Below are 17,690 nucleotides of genomic sequence, written 5' to 3'. Positions count from 1 at the left end.
ACCGGGCTCGCACGGGACTCGCATGAGGCGGGGATCAGCGCATGTCACCACGAGTAGCTGAGCCGTTGAGGGAACTGGGTGCCTTCCTCACCGGCACTGAGGCGGAGGGGATCGCGGCACGCCTCACTGCGGGCGCCACCCTGAGCCAGGCACTCATCGTCGTCCCGGCCGCACGCCGTCAGCGCGCCAGGAGCCTGATGACGGCCGCCGGGCTCGGGCCGCAGGCGCGCGAGCACAGCGCTGCCGTGCTCGAGGCAGTTGCCGGGGCAGCCAGCAGGACGAGGAAGGTGACTCCCGTGTGGACGGCGCCTGCGGGCCTGCTCGGTTCGGGGACCCTGACCGGTGACGTCTTTGCGCTGGTCAGTGGTGCCACGACATCCGTCGTCTGCGCGACCTTCAACCTCCAGGCCACCTCCGTGCTGTGGAAGGCGCTAGTGAGGGTCGGCCAGCGGCGCCCAGGCGTGGCTGTGCGGCTGTATGTTGACACGCAGGCCGCCGACGGACTGTTCGAGGGCGCGGGTGCTGTCCGACATCGCAGGTCGCGCCTGAGCACGGCGGACATGGCACGGGCACTCCCCGAGGCTGTCGTCCTACGCACCCGGGCACCGGAGGAGGGGGAGCGTCCGGTAACCAGCCACGCGAAGCTTCTCAGCGTCGATCACCGCTTCCTGCTGGTGGGAAGCGCGAACTTCTCTCACAGCGCTGAGGAACGTAACATCGAGCTTGGCCTGCGGCTGGACGATCCCGCCCTGGCGGTCGGTGTGGAGAGGCAGATGCGTGACCTCGAGGGGACTGTGTACGAGCGGGTGGTCGCCTGATGGGTGTATCAAGTAAAAATGTAGTTGTAGGGCGACGGGTCGTCCATGATCACTTCGTGTCAAGTAAGGACGGGGGAGCGGGCGTGGACTGTGGTGACCCCTGCTGAAGTTCTCCCAGGCTATTCTTGGTTGCGGTGTACTCGCGAACAAAGAATACTAGTGAAGTAAAGTCGAACCAGGGTGCCATATGCTCGAGGCTATTGAAGTATTGGTAAGAATGTACATTTCATCTGTTGAGCATTTTGTCGGGCTTCTTTGTTGACGGTGATGATGACAAGTGAGGTGGTGATGATGGTGAATGGGCCGCGACTGACGCGTTGCAGGGCCTTGAACTAGTTGAGCATGACGTTAGCTCTGTCTGTCGGGGTCCGCGGGGCGGTGTGGAGATGGTCGTAGGTGGCGTCCTCGAGGCAGAAACTGGTGCCCTTGACCGGGATGACCACGCCGTCCCCGGCGTAGCCCTTGTCGACCAGCGTCGGTAGTCCCTTGGAAGGCGGCCTTGTACAGGGCGGGCAGCACGTGAACCTTGACGGTGAGTGACGTCGTGGGTCGAGCCGGGCTCGACCGGCCAGGCCCACACCGGGAAGCCGGTGTGTTCGGTCAGGAACTAGATGTTGGTGTCGAAGACCTTGTGCTTCCCGAGATACCACAGGTGGTTGTCGGTGCCCGGTCCGCGACGACTTGGAGGGCCTCGTGCAGGCTATCGGTAGTAGGTGGCCGGCCAGGCGCATATGTCGTGGGCCCGGCCGGCGACGCGGGCGACCTCGATGAACCAGCGCTGCAGACATCACTGTCTGGGCTCATGCGGTGGCGGCCCGCTGTCCGGGGTGAGCGTCATAGGTCCGGCAGTGGGCGGCGATCCGCCGCGAGAAGGTGCGGGAGGTAGCGGACGGGACGTCGACGGCGGCACAGTAGGACACCCGCGCGGAGCCTCCTTGCGAGCACGTTTTCCTAGCCGAAACCCATGCTTGCGCAAAGCTCCGCGTGCACCGGCCTACGGCACACTAGTCGTCCCGCGCCGCCCCCAACGATCCATATCCTTCAACCCTCATTCCCAGTAAAAAGGAACAGTGAGGGTTGGAGCGCGCCTTGGAGTGAGGTTTGTCTTAGCTGACCGACCTACTGTCGTTTGTAAGCTGCAAGTCAGAAGCTGACCACATTATGGGCGACTTCTGAAAAACGAGCCGGCGATGATGACACTTCTTGTCAAAGAACTACCGGAAAATGTTCTGAACATCATTTTCTTGTGCGCTGCCCTCGGTTGCTCGAAGACTTTTCGAGCGATGATATGTAACTCCTTACAACAGACGTCAGGGGTTCGCCGATCGCCTCGCGATAACTAAATCCGAGCGTCTGTAGCACCTTGAGCGTATCCTGGGACAGGAGCGGCCTGAGCGGCTCCACTGCGGCGACGCTCTGATTTTCGCCAAAGTTTCCAATCGTTTCGATCAGCGGCACTACTGTCTCGACAATATGCTTGATATCGTCATCGCTGATCTGCTGTGAGACAAGCTGCTGCTTGAGTCCCTGTGCGACCGTGACGAGGTCTTCGCGATCCTGAATAAGTGCGTTCACGATCTCCGAGAGGATTTGGATGGTCTCCTCGTCCCGCTTCTTTGCTTTTGCGGTATTTATCTTGTCAATGATGGCGGATGTCGTGTTTCTAGCTGAGATTTCAGCCAGGTTTGCCAATAGTGTGGCAACAACTGGGTCCATGGTGGGCTCCGTTTCTTCAGTGGTCTTCACTGCAACGCTATCAGGTTCTGACGGACGCCCGGAATACGGACTAGGTTGCGACTTGGTTGCAATGTGCCGGAATTGTCAGAATCCGATGGTTTCATCGCGATGGCGGCAAGTGTTGTAGTGGAAGTATGGGTAATGGTGGTTGAGTTGAGAGTCAGGATGATATCCATGGTAGGTTGTTTGTGTGGTTTAACGAGGGTGTCGGTCGTCTTGTGTGAGAGTCGGGTTACCGCACTCGATTCTCATGCGGGAGTGATTGATGCATTACCAGTCTATCGCGGGGTTGTGCAACAATGATGTTTATGAGATAGTCAGGTGCGGCCAGGAGGTTAGCGAGCGCCAGGTCCATTGTCTGAAAGTGCGTCGCCTGAGCGTTGGGCAGTAGGTGGAGGTCACCGTGGCGCTGCTGCGCCACGGCATGTACGGCGTCTCCCAGCCCTCCGTCTCGCGGGTCTTCAGGAGCATGGTGCCGCTCATGACCCGGGCGCGGGCCATGAGCGGCACCGGCCTGGCATAGTTGTACTTCCCTGTGAGGTTGTGAGCGCGGTGTGCGGGAGGCTGGCTGTCGAGGGCGGTGTGGGGTCGGTGGTGATCGTAGTGGCGGGGCCACTGGGTGAAGGCGGCCTCGCGCTTGGTATGGCTGGTGTAGGTGCGGGCATGCGCCCCCTCAGCAGCCAGGGTCCGATTGAATCGCTCGACCCTTCCGTTGGCCTGGGGGGTGCCCCTATGTGGTGTGTCAAGCGGCGGTGGGTAGTTGCTGGATTGGTGTTGGTGGGTCGTATAGGGCTCCGTCGCGGATCATGGCGTGTAGGGTCAGGATGGGGCGGTGGGCGAGGGCGATGAGGGCCTGGCCCAAGGCGTTTGCCCTGGGCGCGCTTGCGCTCGTAGTAGGTTCGGGAGGCGGGGTCTGATCGTAGTGAGGCGAAGGCGGAGAGGAACATGGCGCGTTTGAGGCGCTTGTTGCCGGAGTGGGAGACGTACTCGCCGCGGATCGAGGAGCCGGACCGTCGGGTCACGGGGGTAAGGCCGGCGTAGGAGGCCAGGTGGGCGCCGGTGTCGAAGGAGCGTCCGAGGGTCTGTGCCAGGAAGACGGCGGCGGCCGGGACCCCGATGCCGGGCACGGGTGGTCAGGACCGGGTAAAGAGGGTGGGCCTTTACCAGGGCCTCGACCTTCGCGGCGATGTCGTCGCGTTGGGCGCGGGTGGGCGATGAGCTGGCGGGCCAGGTGGGGCAGGACGACGCCGGCGGCGTCGGTGCTGGTGACCAAGACCGTCTGCTTGCTCAGGGCGTTGATGATGTCCTGGGCCCAGGCGGTGTGGCGGCGAGCGCCCGTGGCCTTGAGCTTGGCGTTGATCCTGGCCCGGCCTGCCTTGCACAGGGCGGCGGGTGTGGGCCAGGTGGCGATGACCACCCGGCACGCGTCGTGCTCGAGCCGCTTGCCCAGCACGGTCTCCAGGGCGGGACGGGGTCTGGCTGTACAGGCCCCGGATGCGGCCCTCGGCCTGGCTGGTCCTGCCGGGCCAGGACGACGCCAGCGCCATCACCGGTGAGCATGCTCAACGCGGCGGCGTCCGTGTCGCTGGTGTCGATCGCGCGCAGGGTGTGGGGCATGGTGCGGGCCGCCTGGGCGATCACCGCGGCGTCCTTCGCGTCTGTCTTGGCGTTACCCGGCGTCAGGCCTGTCGGTGCGCCGCATCGACAGGCCTGGCAGGTAGCCCACGGTGATGCCCATGGCCTGAGCCACGGCGACTGCCAGCGCGCCGATGGTGGCGGGCTGGTCCACCGCTACCAGGACCCGGCCGTGCTCGCCGAGCCGTTCGTATACCTCGCGCAGCCGGTCCTCGCTGTTGGGTAGGGCCCTGTCAAGGACCTTCTTGCCGCCGGCGGTCATGGCTGTGGCCCAGTGCTCGGTCTTGCCCACGCCCGGTACCGACGAAGACGTCCACGTCCTCGATATCCACTTCTGCGCGCTCCCTCTCACGCGTTGGTGGGTCAGCCGGCCAGGCAGACGGTCCCGCACCCACGTCTGCGTTGGACCTCGCGTCAAGCGGGTCGTTCCCCTCATCAGCGATCACCATCCGCCCGCCACGACCGGTGACAACACCCCCCGGATCATCGAACGACAGGGGCAAGACATCATGCCGGAAGCGGCTGGCCCAGTCCCGGACCACCCGGAACCACCAACAAGGTAACGGACGTGGGCAGAGTCGTTCGACGCGGCTCTTGAGAATGAGAGGGTGCATCGGACGGTATGCCCCACGTGCAAGAAATACATGAACGATATTGCCTCCTGGATTGAGTTGACATAGAATCAGGCACGTCTCCATTCGGCTCCCGGGTGCCGCACCCCCAACGAGGTCGAGCGCGAGCACCTGGCCCGCAGGTAGACGGCCTGACGCACTAATAGCGCGAAGTAGAATAACGCCCAGCACTCCGATCATGTCTCCCGGAGGGAGAAGGTGCCATGTCCGAGAAACGCCATTCACCCCATAGTGGCACAGAGACATTCTGGGTGGATTGTGAGTCGTATCGGGCAGTTTCGTGGGTCGTGTTGTGCCGGGTGAGGAGGTGGCGGTTGTGTGTGCAATACTAGGTTTGTCCAAGCAAATGCTCTATCTGTTCGTGGTGTTGTGGCGCGCCCGCAAATAGGGGCATTCTTTGTAAGGCCTATTCGTTCATGTCGCACTCTTCGGCTAGCATGTCGATATCTGTCCAGAAGTCAAGAATGGAACAAGGATAAGGAGTGGTCGAGGGTGAACTGATAGATATGTACGTTGTAGGGCTGAAGTTACTTACCGTGGAGAGTCTCGTTCCAATGTGCTCCAAAATGGGGTGGAACGAAGGAGCCTATCTGTTGCCGGGGGATGCGCGATCGCTGAGCGCGCTCGGCGAGGCTCTCTCCGCGAGAATGTAATCAGAGCTAGTTTGAGAGGTGACGATCGTGAATGAATGTCCGACTTTTGCCCAGGCTCTCGTGGCGATAATAGACCAGCATGCCGTCGACCTTGTTTTTCTGTTCGCGGGAACCGCTGTGTCCGCACTAATCTCTGGGGCGATCGAAAGGCGGAGGAACTCGCATGTATAGAACTGAGATGGCTTCCATCCTCTTGGCTGCTGTCGGCATGATATACGGAGCCATTCTTGGGCCGGCTCTATCGTGGTTGTTCAGTCCGACACTAGGCGGGGCCACCCTGGAGGATATGCGCACGGCGGTCCCCCGCAGAAGGAGCAGAAGGAAGAGTGCTGGAGTGTCGTCGTCGAGGCGATCCACATCTGACGAAAGTGATAGCATGTTGGCGGTCGTGATTCTCGCGGTTGCCGTTACGGCAGCGTATATCAAGTGGCGAGCATGGTTGCTTTTGGGGATTTCATTAATCTCAGTATCTACGGGTTTGGCTGCATCTGCTGTGGCTATCGTTGCTTGGTGGAAATCTGTTATAGCGGGAACTAAGGCGGTGGTGGCGTGCATGCTAACGCCGCTCATACTATCGGGTGCAGGGTTTGTTCTGGTCTCCTTTCTGTGGAGGGCCCCTGCGGCACCCGCGGAGATCCGTAAAACTCTGGCGGCGTGCTCAATTGATGGGATCGATCTTCATACTATAGCCTATGTTACTTATTCTATTGTTGGAGCTGCATTTTATGCTCTTGCGTCTGTGGCGTCTATTATCTGGAGCCTGGCTGCCGTGTCGACTATTTATGCTGCGAAGGGCGTTGCACCCCGGTTTGCGTGGAGGTACCTCGCCGAAAGATTGACTTTGCCTTTGGGGTGGAGATGGCCGGCGCTGTTGATAGTTTCCACCGGAATCGGGATGTTGTTTGCAAGCGGTCTCGTCTATTCGTGGTGGGAGTCGATGAGCGCGTGGGAAGTGCCATGATATGACGTTATGTGCGGTGGTGTGCTTGTCGCTCGAGGGGATTAAGTATGTTCCCAGAAACGACGCTACGACATGGGCGAATTTTGTCGAACGCGAGGGCGTCTATCTCACTTCAAGATGAATGAGGTTTTCTCACCGGGGTGGGGCGTGCACCCGGCCTGATCGTTGGGATGCTGGGGGAGGGTGCGTGTCGTGTGGGGGTGCACGCGGGGAGCGCATCCAGGATGGGTTCTGACCAAAGAAGCACCCCTGAATGCGAGGTCCCCGCATGCTGTCCTATCGTGCCACCCTTGACGTGCCATCCGCTACCGCCCGAACCGTGTCGGCCTGGCTGGCGGCTCACCGCCGCTGGCACGACATTCGGCCTCATCAGAGGGCGGCGACGCCCTGGGTGCAGGCTGTGATGGTGCTGCGCTGGCTCAACGAGGCCACCAGCATGCGCACCCTGGCCCGAGACGCCGGCATCTCGATCGCCACCGCCTACAGGTACCTGCATGAGGCCCTCCAGGTCATCTCCTCCCAGGCCCCTGACCTGATCGAGGTCATCACCCAGCTGCGCCACAAGGGTGAGCCTTTCGTGTGCCTGGATGGCACCCTGATCCGCACCGACAGGGTCGCAGCCCGCACCGAACGGGGCAACCACTCGTGGTACTCGGGCAAGCACAAGGCCTTCGGGGGCAACGTCCAGGTCATCACCGACCACACCGGATTCCCGGTGTGGGTCTCGCCGGTCGAGCCGGGCTCGACCCACGACCTGACCGCTGCGCGCGCCCACGCGCTGCCCGCCCTGTACAAGGCCGCCTCCCAGGGCATGCCCACCCTGGCCGACAAGGGCTACATCGGCGCCGGCATCGGCGTGCTCACACCCGTCAAGGGCGCCAGACCCTGCCCCGACGACGCCACCTACAACCATCTGCACGCCAGTCTGCGCTCGCCTGCCGAGAGGGCCAATGCCATGCTCAAGAACTTCAAGGCCCTCCAACACGTCACCCTCGACCCGCACACCATCACCCACATCACCGCCACAGCCCTCGTCATCATCAGCCTCAACAAACAACCCCGGTGAGAAAGGCTCAATGACGGCCTCGAGTATGTTGAACCTGACTCGCCGGAAGCCAGGTGGCCGTCTTCCTAAACCATTCGGGTAATCCGTCGCCGGCAATTGCAGTCGGTACCAGTCCTTGTTCGCCTCCCTGAACGTGAAGGAGTCCCTGTGACCTTCATCAAGATAGATCCCGACCGCGTCGACGCCGTCGCAGGCCATCTTGACGATCGTGCTGACGCCGTCGAGGAGGAGCGTAAGAACATTAGTCGCGCGAGTGCGGACAACCACGATCCTGTTGAATCCGTGGTCACCGCGACCGAAGCACTCCCTGGGTTCCTGGCGCCGAGCTCAGGGTCCCAGTCATTCGGAGGGGTCTCTCAAGGCCTGCGATCCCTGGCCGACGAGCTTCGTGCGCGTAGTCAGGAAGCGAGAGACCTCAACTCCTCCGGGATTACGATGCAGAGCCCGGACGGTTCACCCTCCTACTGCTACTACCTTCCTGACCCGCCCGCGGGAACCGCTGACGTCGAGGCGTACTGGAACGCAACCGACACGGTGGCGACCGTACGCGAATACAACTCCCAGTCCGTGCAGAACGCGAGAAGCGAGTCCGCCGAGCTGGTCGAGGCATTGAACTCGGCAGACGGCAGGGCATCCAGCGGGCGCACTGTCGATGAGATCCTCACTGAGACCGCGAAGCATCAGGACGTGCCGACCTATGGGGCGGCTTACGTGTCCGCGGTCGGTGTCGAGACATATCTCGACCTTGTGGAGAAGTTCGGTGCTCGTCACACGACCTATACTCCCTCTGACACCCCTCCGATGAACATGGCGACCAAGGAGTTCGACGCCGAGGGCGCGGCTGCGGACGTCGGTGTGCTCGGACATATCTTCGCTGCAGCCTCCCAACCGGATGTCACGATCTGCGATAGTAACGGCCAACCACTTGATCTCGTCGACGAGGTCGAGTCGGCTGTCGAGGAGGACGGCGAGCGTGGGAGAATGAGGTTTTCTCACCGGGGTGGGGCGTGCACCCGGCCTGATCGTTGGGATGCTGGGGGAGGGTGCGTGTCGTGTGGGGGTGCACGCGGGGAGCGCATCCAGGATGGGTTCTGACCAAAGAAGCACCCCTGAATGCGAGGTCCCCGCATGCTGTCCTATCGTGCCACCCTTGACGTGCCATCCGCTACCGCCCGAACCGTGTCGGCCTGGCTGGCGGCTCACCGCCGCTGGCACGACATTCGGCCTCATCAGAGGGCGGCGACGCCCTGGGTGCAGGCTGTGATGGTGCTGCGCTGGCTCAACGAGGCCACCAGCATGCGCACCCTGGCCCGAGACGCCGGCATCTCGATCGCCACCGCCTACAGGTACCTGCATGAGGCCCTCCAGGTCATCTCCTCCCAGGCCCCTGACCTGATCGAGGTCATCACCCAGCTGCGCCACAAGGGTGAGCCTTTCGTGTGCCTGGATGGCACCCTGATCCGCACCGACAGGGTCGCAGCCCGCACCGAACGGGGCAACCACTCGTGGTACTCGGGCAAGCACAAGGCCTTCGGGGGCAACGTCCAGGTCATCACCGACCACACCGGATTCCCGGTGTGGGTCTCGCCGGTCGAGCCGGGCTCGACCCACGACCTGACCGCTGCGCGCGCCCACGCGCTGCCCGCCCTGTACAAGGCCGCCTCCCAGGGCATGCCCACCCTGGCCGACAAGGGCTACATCGGCGCCGGCATCGGCGTGCTCACACCCGTCAAGGGCGCCAGACCCTGCCCCGACGACGCCACCTACAACCATCTGCACGCCAGTCTGCGCTCGCCTGCCGAGAGGGCCAATGCCATGCTCAAGAACTTCAAGGCCCTCCAACACGTCACCCTCGACCCGCACACCATCACCCACATCACCGCCACAGCCCTCGTCATCATCAGCCTCAACAAACAACCCCGGTGAGAAAGGCTCAATGACTGCCCTCAACGGGCTCCTCGAGGCGCAGGGAACCGTCTACGGAACGGAATTTCTTGTCGATCTCGCCGGGCGGTTCGAGGACAACCCGTATGACGCCAGCTCATCGGGACTGGAGCCCAAATACGGCGGCGCATATGAGGGCTCCTCGATGGATCCGCTCTACGGTGTCTGCATGGCTATGAGCAACAATCCTGAGGCAGCACTCACCTATTTCACCCCGGACGGTGAAACCGGCGAACGGCCCGGTGAGCAGAGCGCGGAACGCTGGAAGCTCCTCACCGAGCGCACCTGGGATCCGAACGTGGGACTCGACTCGTTGACCGGTGCGGTCGCCGCAGCATCGGCCTACCGGAACACCAGCGACTCAACCGTGCCGCAGGCTGACGCTCGGGCGACCTGGCTCGTCGGTCAAGCCATCCCGTACTTCGCGCAGGACGACGCACCAGAGAAGACGGAAACCATGAAGGAGAACCTCGCGGTCGTCATCGGCAACAGCGGCGAGGAGTTCTCCGCCATCGCATCCGGTCAGGTGATCGAAGACAACGTCAATGATCTCGGCCTTGAAGGATATGTGTCGACAGCGGATTTCGAGTCCCTCGTCTACGACGTCATCGACAACGAGAACGCTGCCGGGACGATGGCCGCCGGGCTGGGTCAGTACCATCATGGCCAAATCGAGGCGATAGTCGCCGGTTCTGACAGCCCAGCAACCGGCATATGTGATCAATATCAAGGAGCCGCCGCGACAATGGGATACCTCGAGGCGGTCGCGACGAGGCGAGCGGGAGACGACGAGGCGGCGAAGCAGGAGGCCAAGGGCAATGTGAGTACGGCGCTGAGCGTGTTCTCGACCGTCCTCGCCTCTGGCGTCGGCGCGGTGACCGGAGGCACGAGCTGGGCGGTGGCAGGGCCCTTGTTGTACGGGGTGGGGTCGACGGTTGCGCAACCGATCGTCGTCGACGAGGTCACCGAGGACTGGGATGTGCCGGACACGGTGGAGGCCGACGACATCCAGAATGTGCTGCATGCGCAGTCCTATGTCGACGCGGCCCGGTACGGAACGCTCCAGTCGTCGACGATCGCGATCGGGGAGAGCATCCCGACCTATGGGGGAACGGAGCCGCTGTGCTCCCAGGTGGACGGTCAGGTCGTCGTCAACGCGCCCGACCCGATGACCCCCGACGCAGCGGCCTATATCCTCGGATGGAGGACCGCGGTCACCAACAGCGGCTCTTCTGACCAGCAGATGATAGACCTCGATGAGGCGGTCCAAACAGGCTGGACCAAGGGGGCAGAGCAGGGAAAAGAAGGCGGTGAGTGAGACCATGAGGTTCCACATGAAAGGGCGGATGCATTCGTTTCTTCGGCGGGGTTGGCGCGTGAGTGCGATCCTCCTGACGGCATGCGTCGTGGTGGGCTCATGTTCCTCGGTGCCGTGGGCCAGACAGGCGCCGACGCCCTCACCGTCGCCGACCGCGTTGTCGGACCCGTATCTCTGCGATATCGTGTCGGCCGAGGTTCTCAAGACTACGCTCAAGTTTCAAGCCGGACACGAGTACTATTTGTCTCATAATAGAGACGAGTATGACTGGTGGTCGTGTGAACTAGTTTCACCGGGCCTCGACCAGGCTGTCAAGATCGAGTATACAGATAATGACAGATGGAGCACGGTGATGGGCGACCTGTCTGCGTCCTCGAATGGGCCAGTGATAGAGAACCCGGACTGGCGTGCTGAGTCGATCGGTCTTCCGGGTCATGAGGGTCAGGGTTGGTATGTTACGAATGCCTCTCGCCGGGAGGCGCGGATACTGATCTGGCGGTACCCGGACGGCTACTACCTCGTCATCTCGGTGAGGTACAAGGACGGTGCCCCATCTCCGGAGGACAGCACGCAGGCGATGCAGGACCTCGCCCTGACGGTCGTCGACAAGATCCCGGCGTCCTTCGCCTCCGACGGAGGTGGCATGACCGCACCGGACGACGGCGCCACCTGAGGTGAGGGTGGTCAGTCCACGGATGCAGCAGACCACCGACGTTCCAGGAACGACGAGTCGTCTCATGATCGGAACCTGGACGGTGACCAGCCTCTGGTCTCCGTTCCGTGTCCCTGGCACGATGGAGGCCGTGGTGAACCCTGCGCCTTCTCGCCGAGAACCGTCGTCCGCCCCATCCGCGTCATCCGCTTCATCTGCGTCGTCTCCGTCCCGGTCTGCCCAGGCGCCGCCGTCGACCGGGGCGACCCCGAGGGCCGACGAGTCCGGCCCGGCAGACACGGGAACGGACCCCGCCGGGGCGCGGCCAGCAGCCGCGGTCCGTGATTCGGAGCCCACAGGCTCTCGCCCGGACAGCCGGCGCCGTCGCAGAACAGGGTGGCTCGTCGCGGTGATCCTGTGCCTGGGCGTCGTCCTCATCTCCTTCCCCGACCTCCTGCCAACCGAGCCGGCGCAGACCGAGCGCACCCCATTCGCCCAGCTCGTGGCTCTGCGCGGTCCCCAGGCACTCGGGCTGGCCGTTGTCGGAGGGGTGCTCGGCGTCCTCGCACTCCTGCGCGCCCGACACAGGAAGGGTGCACGCACGGCCCTCGTCGCCGCCGTCGTCCTGGCGGTGGCCGCGGTGCAGGCCGGAGGGCTCGTTGAGCGCGGCCTGGGTGCGGGTACCCAGAGCGTGGGAGGTGGCACAACCGACTCCGCCAGCTGGGACGGGACGGTGACGGTGTACACCCTCAACGCCATGTACTCCGGCGCCGACGCCGCCATGGTGGCCGGACAGGTCATCGACAGCGGTGCCGATGTCGTCGTGCTGCCCGAGGCAGACGCCGCCTACGGGGCCGAGGTCGGGGGCCTTCTGGCCGAGGAGGGCCTGCGCTACACGGTGTACACCGCCACGGCAGGCGAGGACTCGGTGGTCAGCGCGGTGCCGGAGGCGGCAACGACCCCGCACGCGACCCAGACTGACGCAGGACACGAGGAGCCGGACACGAGCGTCAACGACACGACTGTGCTCGTGTCCACGGCCCTGGGGGAGTACAAGGCGCAGTCCCAGCCCGGGCTCGGATACGGTGCCGTGCTGCTCAAGCCCGTCGGTGAGGCGACATGGGGAGCCGGAACACGCCCCACGATCCTGGGAGTGCACACGGTCCCGCCGGTGGGCGAGCGGATGGGGCGATGGCGCAGCTCGGTGTCCGGCGTCGTATCCGCCTGCGCGCCCGAGGCGCTGGAACCCGGGCTCATCATCGCCGGCGACTTCAACGCCACGATCGACCACGCTCCCATGCGGGACCTCGCAGGGTGCGCGGAGGCGGGCGAGCAGGCCGGGATCGGCGGGCTGTCCACCTGGCCGACCAGCTCGCGCACGCCCCTGCTCGGGGCGACCATCGACCACGTGCTCGTCGACGAGGCGACCTGGAGGGGCCGGGCCGGCGAGGTCACGGAGGTTCCCGGCACCGACCACCGCGGGGTCGTCGTCGAGCTCGTCCCGGCACGCCGATGAGCCCCGCCCGCCTCGAGCCGGGCGCCGAGGACAGGCGGTCGGGCCAGGGGCGGTTAGGATCTCGGAACCGTTGAGCGCTGGGATATGGTGGAGATCGTGAGTCCTGTCATGCTCGCAAGCGTCATCGCGGTCTGCCTCGTGTCGGTCGGTGCCGCGGCAGGACCAGTGGCGAAGGAGGTGGCGAGCTACCTCGCAGGCAAGGAGCTCCAGGCGCGGCGGTCCTGTGAGACGGTCGACGACGCGCTCGTGGTCCGCCACAGGTGGCTGCTGTCGCCGGTCGCCCTGGGCTCCGTGGCCGGCGTCACCTGTGGCCTGACCGCGGCGTGGGGAGTAGGTCGGGGCGTCGGGTCTCTCACCATCATCGCCGTGCCGACCGTCGCGCTCCTCAGTGCTGCGTGCTGCGTCGACGCAGCGTGCCACCGCCTGCCCAACCGCCTCCTTGCGGCGACTGCCTGCTGGGTGCTCGCGGCGGAGGCTGCTGCGGCGGTCATCGGGCTCGCTGCCGCAGGAACGCCGGCGACGACGGCGTGGCCCGTGCTCAGGGCGGTCCTGTGCGCCGGAGGAGCCGGTGGTCTGGTTCTCCTCGCCGCACTCGTGCCCTCCGGACTGGGCATGGGAGACGTCAAGCTGAGCGCCGTCCTGGGGCTGTGGCTCGGCCACCTGGGTGTCGCCGCCGTCGTGGCCGGGATCGTCCTGGGCTTCGTCCTGGCCGGAGTGGTGGCGATCGTCCTCATGATCGCGGGCGTGGTCGACAGGAAGCAGCACATCGCCCTCGGCCCCTACCTGGCCGCGGGGGCCTGGCTGTCCTGGATTCTCGAAGCCGTTCCGTAAGTTCCCGCGACCACCGCAGGTCAATCCGACGACACAGGTCCGGGCCGTACCGGAGCCCGGGGCCTGCTCGGGCCGCGCCACCGAACCGTGTGCCCTGAGCGGGTGAGCGAGCGGGGAGCAGCGCTCAACGCGACCCCAGGGCAAAGCCGGTGACCTATGCCACGGTTGGTGGTGCCTCGTTGTGTCGGCTGTCACGGCTGCCCTAGCGTGACGGTGTCGTCACGGAACGACAGCCCTGTACATCACCACATTGATCCCTGGAGTGATTTTAATGGTGCTCACGTCCCGTCCTCATGGTTCGTCCTCCCTGCTCAGCTCGCGACTGCCCCGGCGGAGCATCCTGGCCGCCGGCGCCCTCGCGGCGCCGCTCGGGGCGCTCGGCCTGTCCTCAGGTACCGCCCGCGCCGCCGACGCCTCCTTCGGTCTGACGCCCGTAGAGGGATCGCCCTGGTACGACCCGGCCCTGCGTTCGGTCGACTTCCGGTTCCAGGCCGAGGGGATCCAGGTCTTCAACCCCTCCGTCCGGGTGACGCTGCCCGAGAGCTACGACTCCTCCCCGGACCGCCGCTACCCCGTGCTCCTTCTCCTTCACGGAGGGTTCGGCATGTACCTCAGCTGGTCGGGCCCCGAGCACGGCAACGCCATCGAGCTGACCCGCGGGCACGACCTCATCGTCGTCATGCCGGACGGTGGCGGAGGCTCCTTCTACTCCAACGCCAACCACCCCCTGCCCGGCCGGGAGGCCGCCTGGGAGACCTTCATCATGGACAGGGTTCTTCCCTTCGTCCACGCCAACTTCCGCACCGACCCTGCGCGCATGGCGATCGCAGGCTTCTCCATGGGCGGCTGGGGCGCACTGGCCCTGGGGCAGCGGTACTGGGGCCACTTCCGGTCCATCAGCTCCTACTCCGGGCCGTCGGACTGCAACCCGGCGACCGTCGACGGGCTTGGGGTCGCCGCGATCATCTGGGCCGGTCCGGCCGCCGACTACATGAACTACCCGGCGACGGCCAACCCGCCGGGGTCGACGTGGGGCGGTGAGCTCTACCCCGAGATCGCCAAGGGGTACAACCCGATGGACAACATCGAGAAGTACCGGGGCAAGCGCCTGTTCCTGCGGGCCGGGACCGGAGACATCCTCTCCGCCTTCGCGCCCCTGTCGGGAGACCAGTCCCTCCTGCTCGATGAGCTGCGCCGCAACGGTGAGAACGCGTGGAACAGCGCGCAGGAGGCGGTCGTCCACGCCACCAACGACCGCTTCAGCGCGGCACTGGACGCCGCGGGGATCGAGCACGACTACGTCTACCATCCGGGACGCACCCACGAGTGGGGGCTGTGGCGAGACTCCCTCGAGGAGGACCTGCCCGGAATGATGGCCTGCCTCGAGGCGTGAGCCGAGCGTGACGGAGCCGGGGCGCGGTGGCGCCCCGGCTCCGGGCCGCCTCCGGGAGGCCTGGACACGACGCACCCGGCACCGGACCACGACGCACCCGGCACCGGCCTCGCGGCGCGAGCAAGGACTCCGCGGCGCGAGGCCGGTGCTGCTGAGACGGCCTCCGGCAGCCCTCCTTCAGCGCAGGCGCCGGCTGATCCACTCCGCGCCCAGCCGCGCCACCTCCGCCTGGGCCTCAGCGGTGTCGGCGGCGCGCACCCGGTGCAGCCGGCTGCCCTCGGGCAGCAGCGCGAAGCCCTGGGCCGCGGCGTCGGCGGTATCCGGCAGCTCGTCGGTCAACGCCCCCTGCAGCATGAGCACCGGCCAGGGCAGGTCGGCCATCGTCTTGTCCGGGGACTGCAGCGAGACGTCCGCCAGGGTCTCCTTGCTCAGCACGTCCCACTGGCGCGGGTTCGGGTTGTCGTCGGGCAGCCGGGTCAGGCCGTGCCGGTCGAGCTCGTCGAGCTGCTCGGGGGAGAAGACGTTCTCCCACAGGATCGACTGGGGGCCGACCACCGCCCCCACGAGCACCGCCGTACGGACCCGCTCCGGCCTGGCCAGCAGCGCAGCCGTCGCGCCGAAGCCGTTGGCGTGGATCGCCTGGCGGACGTACCCGTGCGAGGCCAGCCACCCGGACACGGCCTGGATGTCCTCCACCTCACCGGCCAGGGTGATGACGTCGTCGTCGGACAGCCCCAGCCCCGAGAAGTCGAACTGGAGGGTCGCCAGCCCCTCCCGCCGGTAGGCCGCGGCGATCATGTCGAGACGGTCGCCCAGGCCGTGGCGGTCGGTGAGGAAGTCGTGGGCGAGGATGACCACCCCCTCCTGGCGCACGGCGGCGGGCCCCTCGGCCTCCAGGTCAACCGGTGTCACGTTCGCGGGCAGACGCAGCGTCCCGGCCAGGGCGATGCCTCGGGCGGTGGCGATGCGAACCTCGGTCATGTGGCCAACCTATGGCAGGTCGGTCCTCGGGTCACCATCCTCGAGGAGGAGCCCGGGTGATTGCGCTCCCAGCGTGACCGGACGGTGTCCGCGCGAGCAACGGCCCCGGCGCTCCCGCCACCCCGTCGCGTCCGGCAGCCCCGGCGCCGGCCCAGCGTCCGGCGCCCCCGCCTCGCCGTCGGCTCGGCCCGCCTGCGACCGCCCCGGGGGTGGCGCCGCCGGTCTTGATCCGCGGACCTGGATTTCACCCCCGGCATCGGGGACGATAGGGTGGCGGAGTCCATCCAGAGCGGCTGAGAGACCTGGCTCCGCGACGCCGCAGCAACCCCGATCCGGTGGGTGCTTCCGCCAGGACCGATGGAGCCCGTATGACCCGCACGCACCCCGGAACGGCGACCTGCCGGCCGAGCCTCTCCCTCGAGCTCTTCCCTCCCCGTCCCGGCCCCCACGCCTCACAGACCTGGGGCGCCCTGGGACGTCTCCTGCGCGCCCGGCCCGACTTCGTCTCGGTCACCTACCGCCCCCGCTTCGTCACGACCGCCGGAGGCCCGCGCGGCCAGGCTGCGGGATCCGGGTCGGGCCCGCGGCCCACCCGTGTCCACGTCATCGAGGAGCGCAACCCCTCGGAGGACGTCGTCGCCCACGTCCTGGAGACCTCCGAGGTCCCCCTCATGGCCCACATGACCTGCATCGGCTACCGCAAGCGCGACGCCGTCGGGATCGTGCGCCGCTTCCTCGACATGGGGGTGCGCCGCTTCCTCGCCCTGCGCGGGGACCCTCCCGCAGGCGTCCAGCCCGACGACGTCGTCGGCGAGCTTCCCCGTGCCGAGGACCTCGTGCGCGTCATCAGGGAGGTCGAGGCCGAGTACTTCGACGACGGCGCCAGGCACCTCCAGGTGGCCGTGGCCGCCTACCCCGCAGACGTCGACCACGGGCTCGGCGTCGAGGTCCTCGCCGCCAAGCAGGCAGCCGGGGCGGACCTGGCCATCAGCCAGGTCTTCTACGAGGCCGAGGACTACCTCGCGCTCACCCGCTCCTGCCTCTACTCCGGGGTGGACATGCCCATCCTCCCGGGCATCATCCCCCTGACCGACCTGCGGCGCCTCACCCGCCTGGAGTCCCTCACCGGCGTGCGCGTGCCCACCGACCTGCGCGCCGCCCTGAGCAGCCAGGGCGCAGGACGCGCCGGCAGCGCGGGCACCGGCCCGGTCACCCGCGGCATCGACGCCACGCTGCGGCTGGCCACCGAGGTCCTCGAGGGCGGTGCCCCCGGCCTGCACCTCTACACCTTCAACCGCACCCGGCCCGCCCTCGACGTCATCTCCCAGCTCCGGCTCGGAGGGATCCTCTCCGGCTCCGTGCCCAGCCGCCAGGCCCAGCACGAGGTCAACCGCGACTACCTCAACGCCAGCCCGGGAGGGGACCGGCGCGCCCACCCGGGTCCACCGGGAGCCGGCTGGTCCTGCCCGTCACCCGGCCCGCCCGCCCCCGAGCGGGGCGCCGGGCCGTGAGCGCTCCCCGGTACCGTGCGACCACGCGCACCCATCGACCCC

Annotated in this window: 13 protein-coding genes, 2 pseudogenes and 1 riboswitch; of the genes and pseudogenes, 11 read left to right on the top strand and 4 right to left on the bottom strand. The window is 65.9% G+C overall.

The genetic code is table 11. From position 1 onward, the window contains the following. Nucleotides 1–41: 41 nt before the first annotated feature. Nucleotides 42–818, top strand: coding sequence for a DISARM system phospholipase D-like protein DrmC (drmC, locus tag EL245_RS07380; RefSeq protein ID WP_126382562.1), 777 nt, complete (start codon nucleotides 42–44; stop codon nucleotides 816–818). Between the two features lie 1,236 nt (nucleotides 819–2,054). On the opposite strand, the gene EL245_RS07375 is transcribed toward drmC, so the two are convergent. The 3 genes and pseudogenes from EL245_RS07375 to EL245_RS07365 all read right to left on the bottom strand — a co-directional run bounded on the left by EL245_RS07375 (nucleotide 2,055) and on the right by EL245_RS07365 (nucleotide 4,639). Next, on the bottom strand, nucleotides 2,055–2,564 hold the full coding sequence (locus tag EL245_RS07375) for a cytochrome P450 family protein (protein ID WP_126382561.1): 510 nt from the start codon (nucleotides 2,562–2,564) through the stop codon (nucleotides 2,055–2,057). A gap of 513 nt (nucleotides 2,565–3,077) precedes the next feature. Next, nucleotides 3,078–3,299: pseudogene (locus EL245_RS13665) on the bottom strand (integrase core domain-containing protein); the annotation flags it as partial. Then, nucleotides 3,298–4,639, bottom strand: a pseudogene (locus tag EL245_RS07365) (IS110 family RNA-guided transposase). The pseudogenes EL245_RS13665 and EL245_RS07365, both read right to left, overlap by 2 nt. Before the next feature lie 1,014 nt (nucleotides 4,640–5,653). On the opposite strand from EL245_RS07365, the gene EL245_RS07360 reads away from it, so the two are divergent. The 9 genes from EL245_RS07360 (at nucleotide 5,654) to EL245_RS07320 (ending at nucleotide 15,156) form a co-directional block, all read left to right on the top strand. Further along, the gene (locus EL245_RS07360; protein WP_126382560.1) at nucleotides 5,654–6,436 is read left to right on the top strand and encodes a hypothetical protein; all 783 of its coding nucleotides are present in this window, start codon (nucleotides 5,654–5,656) and stop codon (nucleotides 6,434–6,436) included. A gap of 268 nt (nucleotides 6,437–6,704) precedes the next feature. Further along, on the top strand, nucleotides 6,705–7,502 hold the full coding sequence (locus EL245_RS07355) for a transposase family protein (RefSeq protein ID WP_126382558.1): 798 nt from the start codon (nucleotides 6,705–6,707) through the stop codon (nucleotides 7,500–7,502). Between the two features lie 147 nt (nucleotides 7,503–7,649). After that, nucleotides 7,650–8,597: a DUF6571 family protein gene (locus EL245_RS07350; RefSeq protein ID WP_126382559.1), complete on the top strand. Its 948-nt coding sequence runs from the start codon at nucleotides 7,650–7,652 to the stop codon at nucleotides 8,595–8,597. Nucleotides 8,598–8,630: 33 nt separating this feature from the next. Then, nucleotides 8,631–9,428: a transposase family protein gene (locus EL245_RS07345; protein ID WP_126382558.1), complete on the top strand. Its 798-nt coding sequence runs from the start codon at nucleotides 8,631–8,633 to the stop codon at nucleotides 9,426–9,428. 10 nt (nucleotides 9,429–9,438) lie between these two features. Further along, the gene (locus EL245_RS07340) at nucleotides 9,439–10,764 is read left to right on the top strand and encodes a DUF6571 family protein (RefSeq protein ID WP_126382557.1); all 1,326 of its coding nucleotides are present in this window, start codon (nucleotides 9,439–9,441) and stop codon (nucleotides 10,762–10,764) included. A 58-nt stretch (nucleotides 10,765–10,822) separates the two neighbouring features. Next, on the top strand, nucleotides 10,823–11,437 hold the full coding sequence (locus tag EL245_RS07335) for an SH2 domain-containing protein (RefSeq protein ID WP_126382556.1): 615 nt from the start codon (nucleotides 10,823–10,825) through the stop codon (nucleotides 11,435–11,437). 388 nt (nucleotides 11,438–11,825) lie between these two features. Continuing rightward, a complete protein-coding gene (locus EL245_RS07330) occupies nucleotides 11,826–12,932 on the top strand; it encodes an endonuclease/exonuclease/phosphatase family protein (RefSeq protein WP_126382555.1) in 1,107 nt (368 codons plus the stop codon). Nucleotides 12,933–13,028: 96 nt separating this feature from the next. Continuing rightward, a complete protein-coding gene (locus tag EL245_RS07325; protein WP_161512767.1) occupies nucleotides 13,029–13,763 on the top strand; it encodes a prepilin peptidase in 735 nt (244 codons plus the stop codon). Nucleotides 13,764–14,034: 271 nt separating this feature from the next. Then, on the top strand, nucleotides 14,035–15,156 hold the full coding sequence (locus EL245_RS07320) for an alpha/beta hydrolase (protein WP_126382553.1): 1,122 nt from the start codon (nucleotides 14,035–14,037) through the stop codon (nucleotides 15,154–15,156). A gap of 177 nt (nucleotides 15,157–15,333) precedes the next feature. Here EL245_RS07320 and EL245_RS07315 read toward each other — a convergent pair whose 3' ends face one another. Next, complete coding sequence (locus EL245_RS07315) at nucleotides 15,334–16,137, bottom strand: alpha/beta hydrolase family protein (protein WP_126382552.1); 804 nt, start codon at nucleotides 16,135–16,137, stop codon at nucleotides 15,334–15,336. A gap of 277 nt (nucleotides 16,138–16,414) precedes the next feature. Next, a riboswitch (SAM riboswitch) is annotated at nucleotides 16,415–16,501 on the top strand. A gap of 4 nt (nucleotides 16,502–16,505) precedes the next feature. On the opposite strand from EL245_RS07315, the gene EL245_RS07310 reads away from it, so the two are divergent. Next, nucleotides 16,506–17,648, top strand: coding sequence for a methylenetetrahydrofolate reductase (locus tag EL245_RS07310; RefSeq protein ID WP_126382551.1), 1,143 nt, complete (start codon nucleotides 16,506–16,508; stop codon nucleotides 17,646–17,648). The last annotated feature ends 42 nt before the right edge of the window (nucleotides 17,649–17,690 follow it).

Source organism: Actinomyces howellii, from assembly GCF_900637165.1.
GTDB classification, from domain to species: Bacteria; Actinomycetota; Actinomycetes; order Actinomycetales; family Actinomycetaceae; genus Actinomyces; species Actinomyces howellii.
Note: the sequence above shows the minus strand (reverse complement) of the source record. Positions and strands in the feature narration are given on the sequence as shown.

Excerpts from the sequence above, each read along its gene's own strand:
- EL245_RS07310 (WP_126382551.1), top strand. The coding sequence starts at position 16,506 with ATGACCCGCACGCACCCCGGAACGGCGACCTGCCGGCCGAGCCTCTCC.
- EL245_RS07320 (WP_126382553.1), top strand. The coding sequence starts at position 14,035 with ATGGTGCTCACGTCCCGTCCTCATGGTTCGTCCTCCCTGCTCAGCTCG.
- EL245_RS07345 (WP_126382558.1), top strand. The coding sequence starts at position 8,631 with ATGCTGTCCTATCGTGCCACCCTTGACGTGCCATCCGCTACCGCCCGA.
- EL245_RS07315 (WP_126382552.1), bottom strand. The coding sequence starts at position 16,137 with ATGACCGAGGTTCGCATCGCCACCGCCCGAGGCATCGCCCTGGCCGGG.
- EL245_RS07360 (WP_126382560.1), top strand. The coding sequence starts at position 5,654 with ATGGCTTCCATCCTCTTGGCTGCTGTCGGCATGATATACGGAGCCATT.
- EL245_RS07340 (WP_126382557.1), top strand. The coding sequence starts at position 9,439 with ATGACTGCCCTCAACGGGCTCCTCGAGGCGCAGGGAACCGTCTACGGA.
- EL245_RS07355 (WP_126382558.1), top strand. The coding sequence starts at position 6,705 with ATGCTGTCCTATCGTGCCACCCTTGACGTGCCATCCGCTACCGCCCGA.
- drmC (WP_126382562.1), top strand. The coding sequence starts at position 42 with ATGTCACCACGAGTAGCTGAGCCGTTGAGGGAACTGGGTGCCTTCCTC.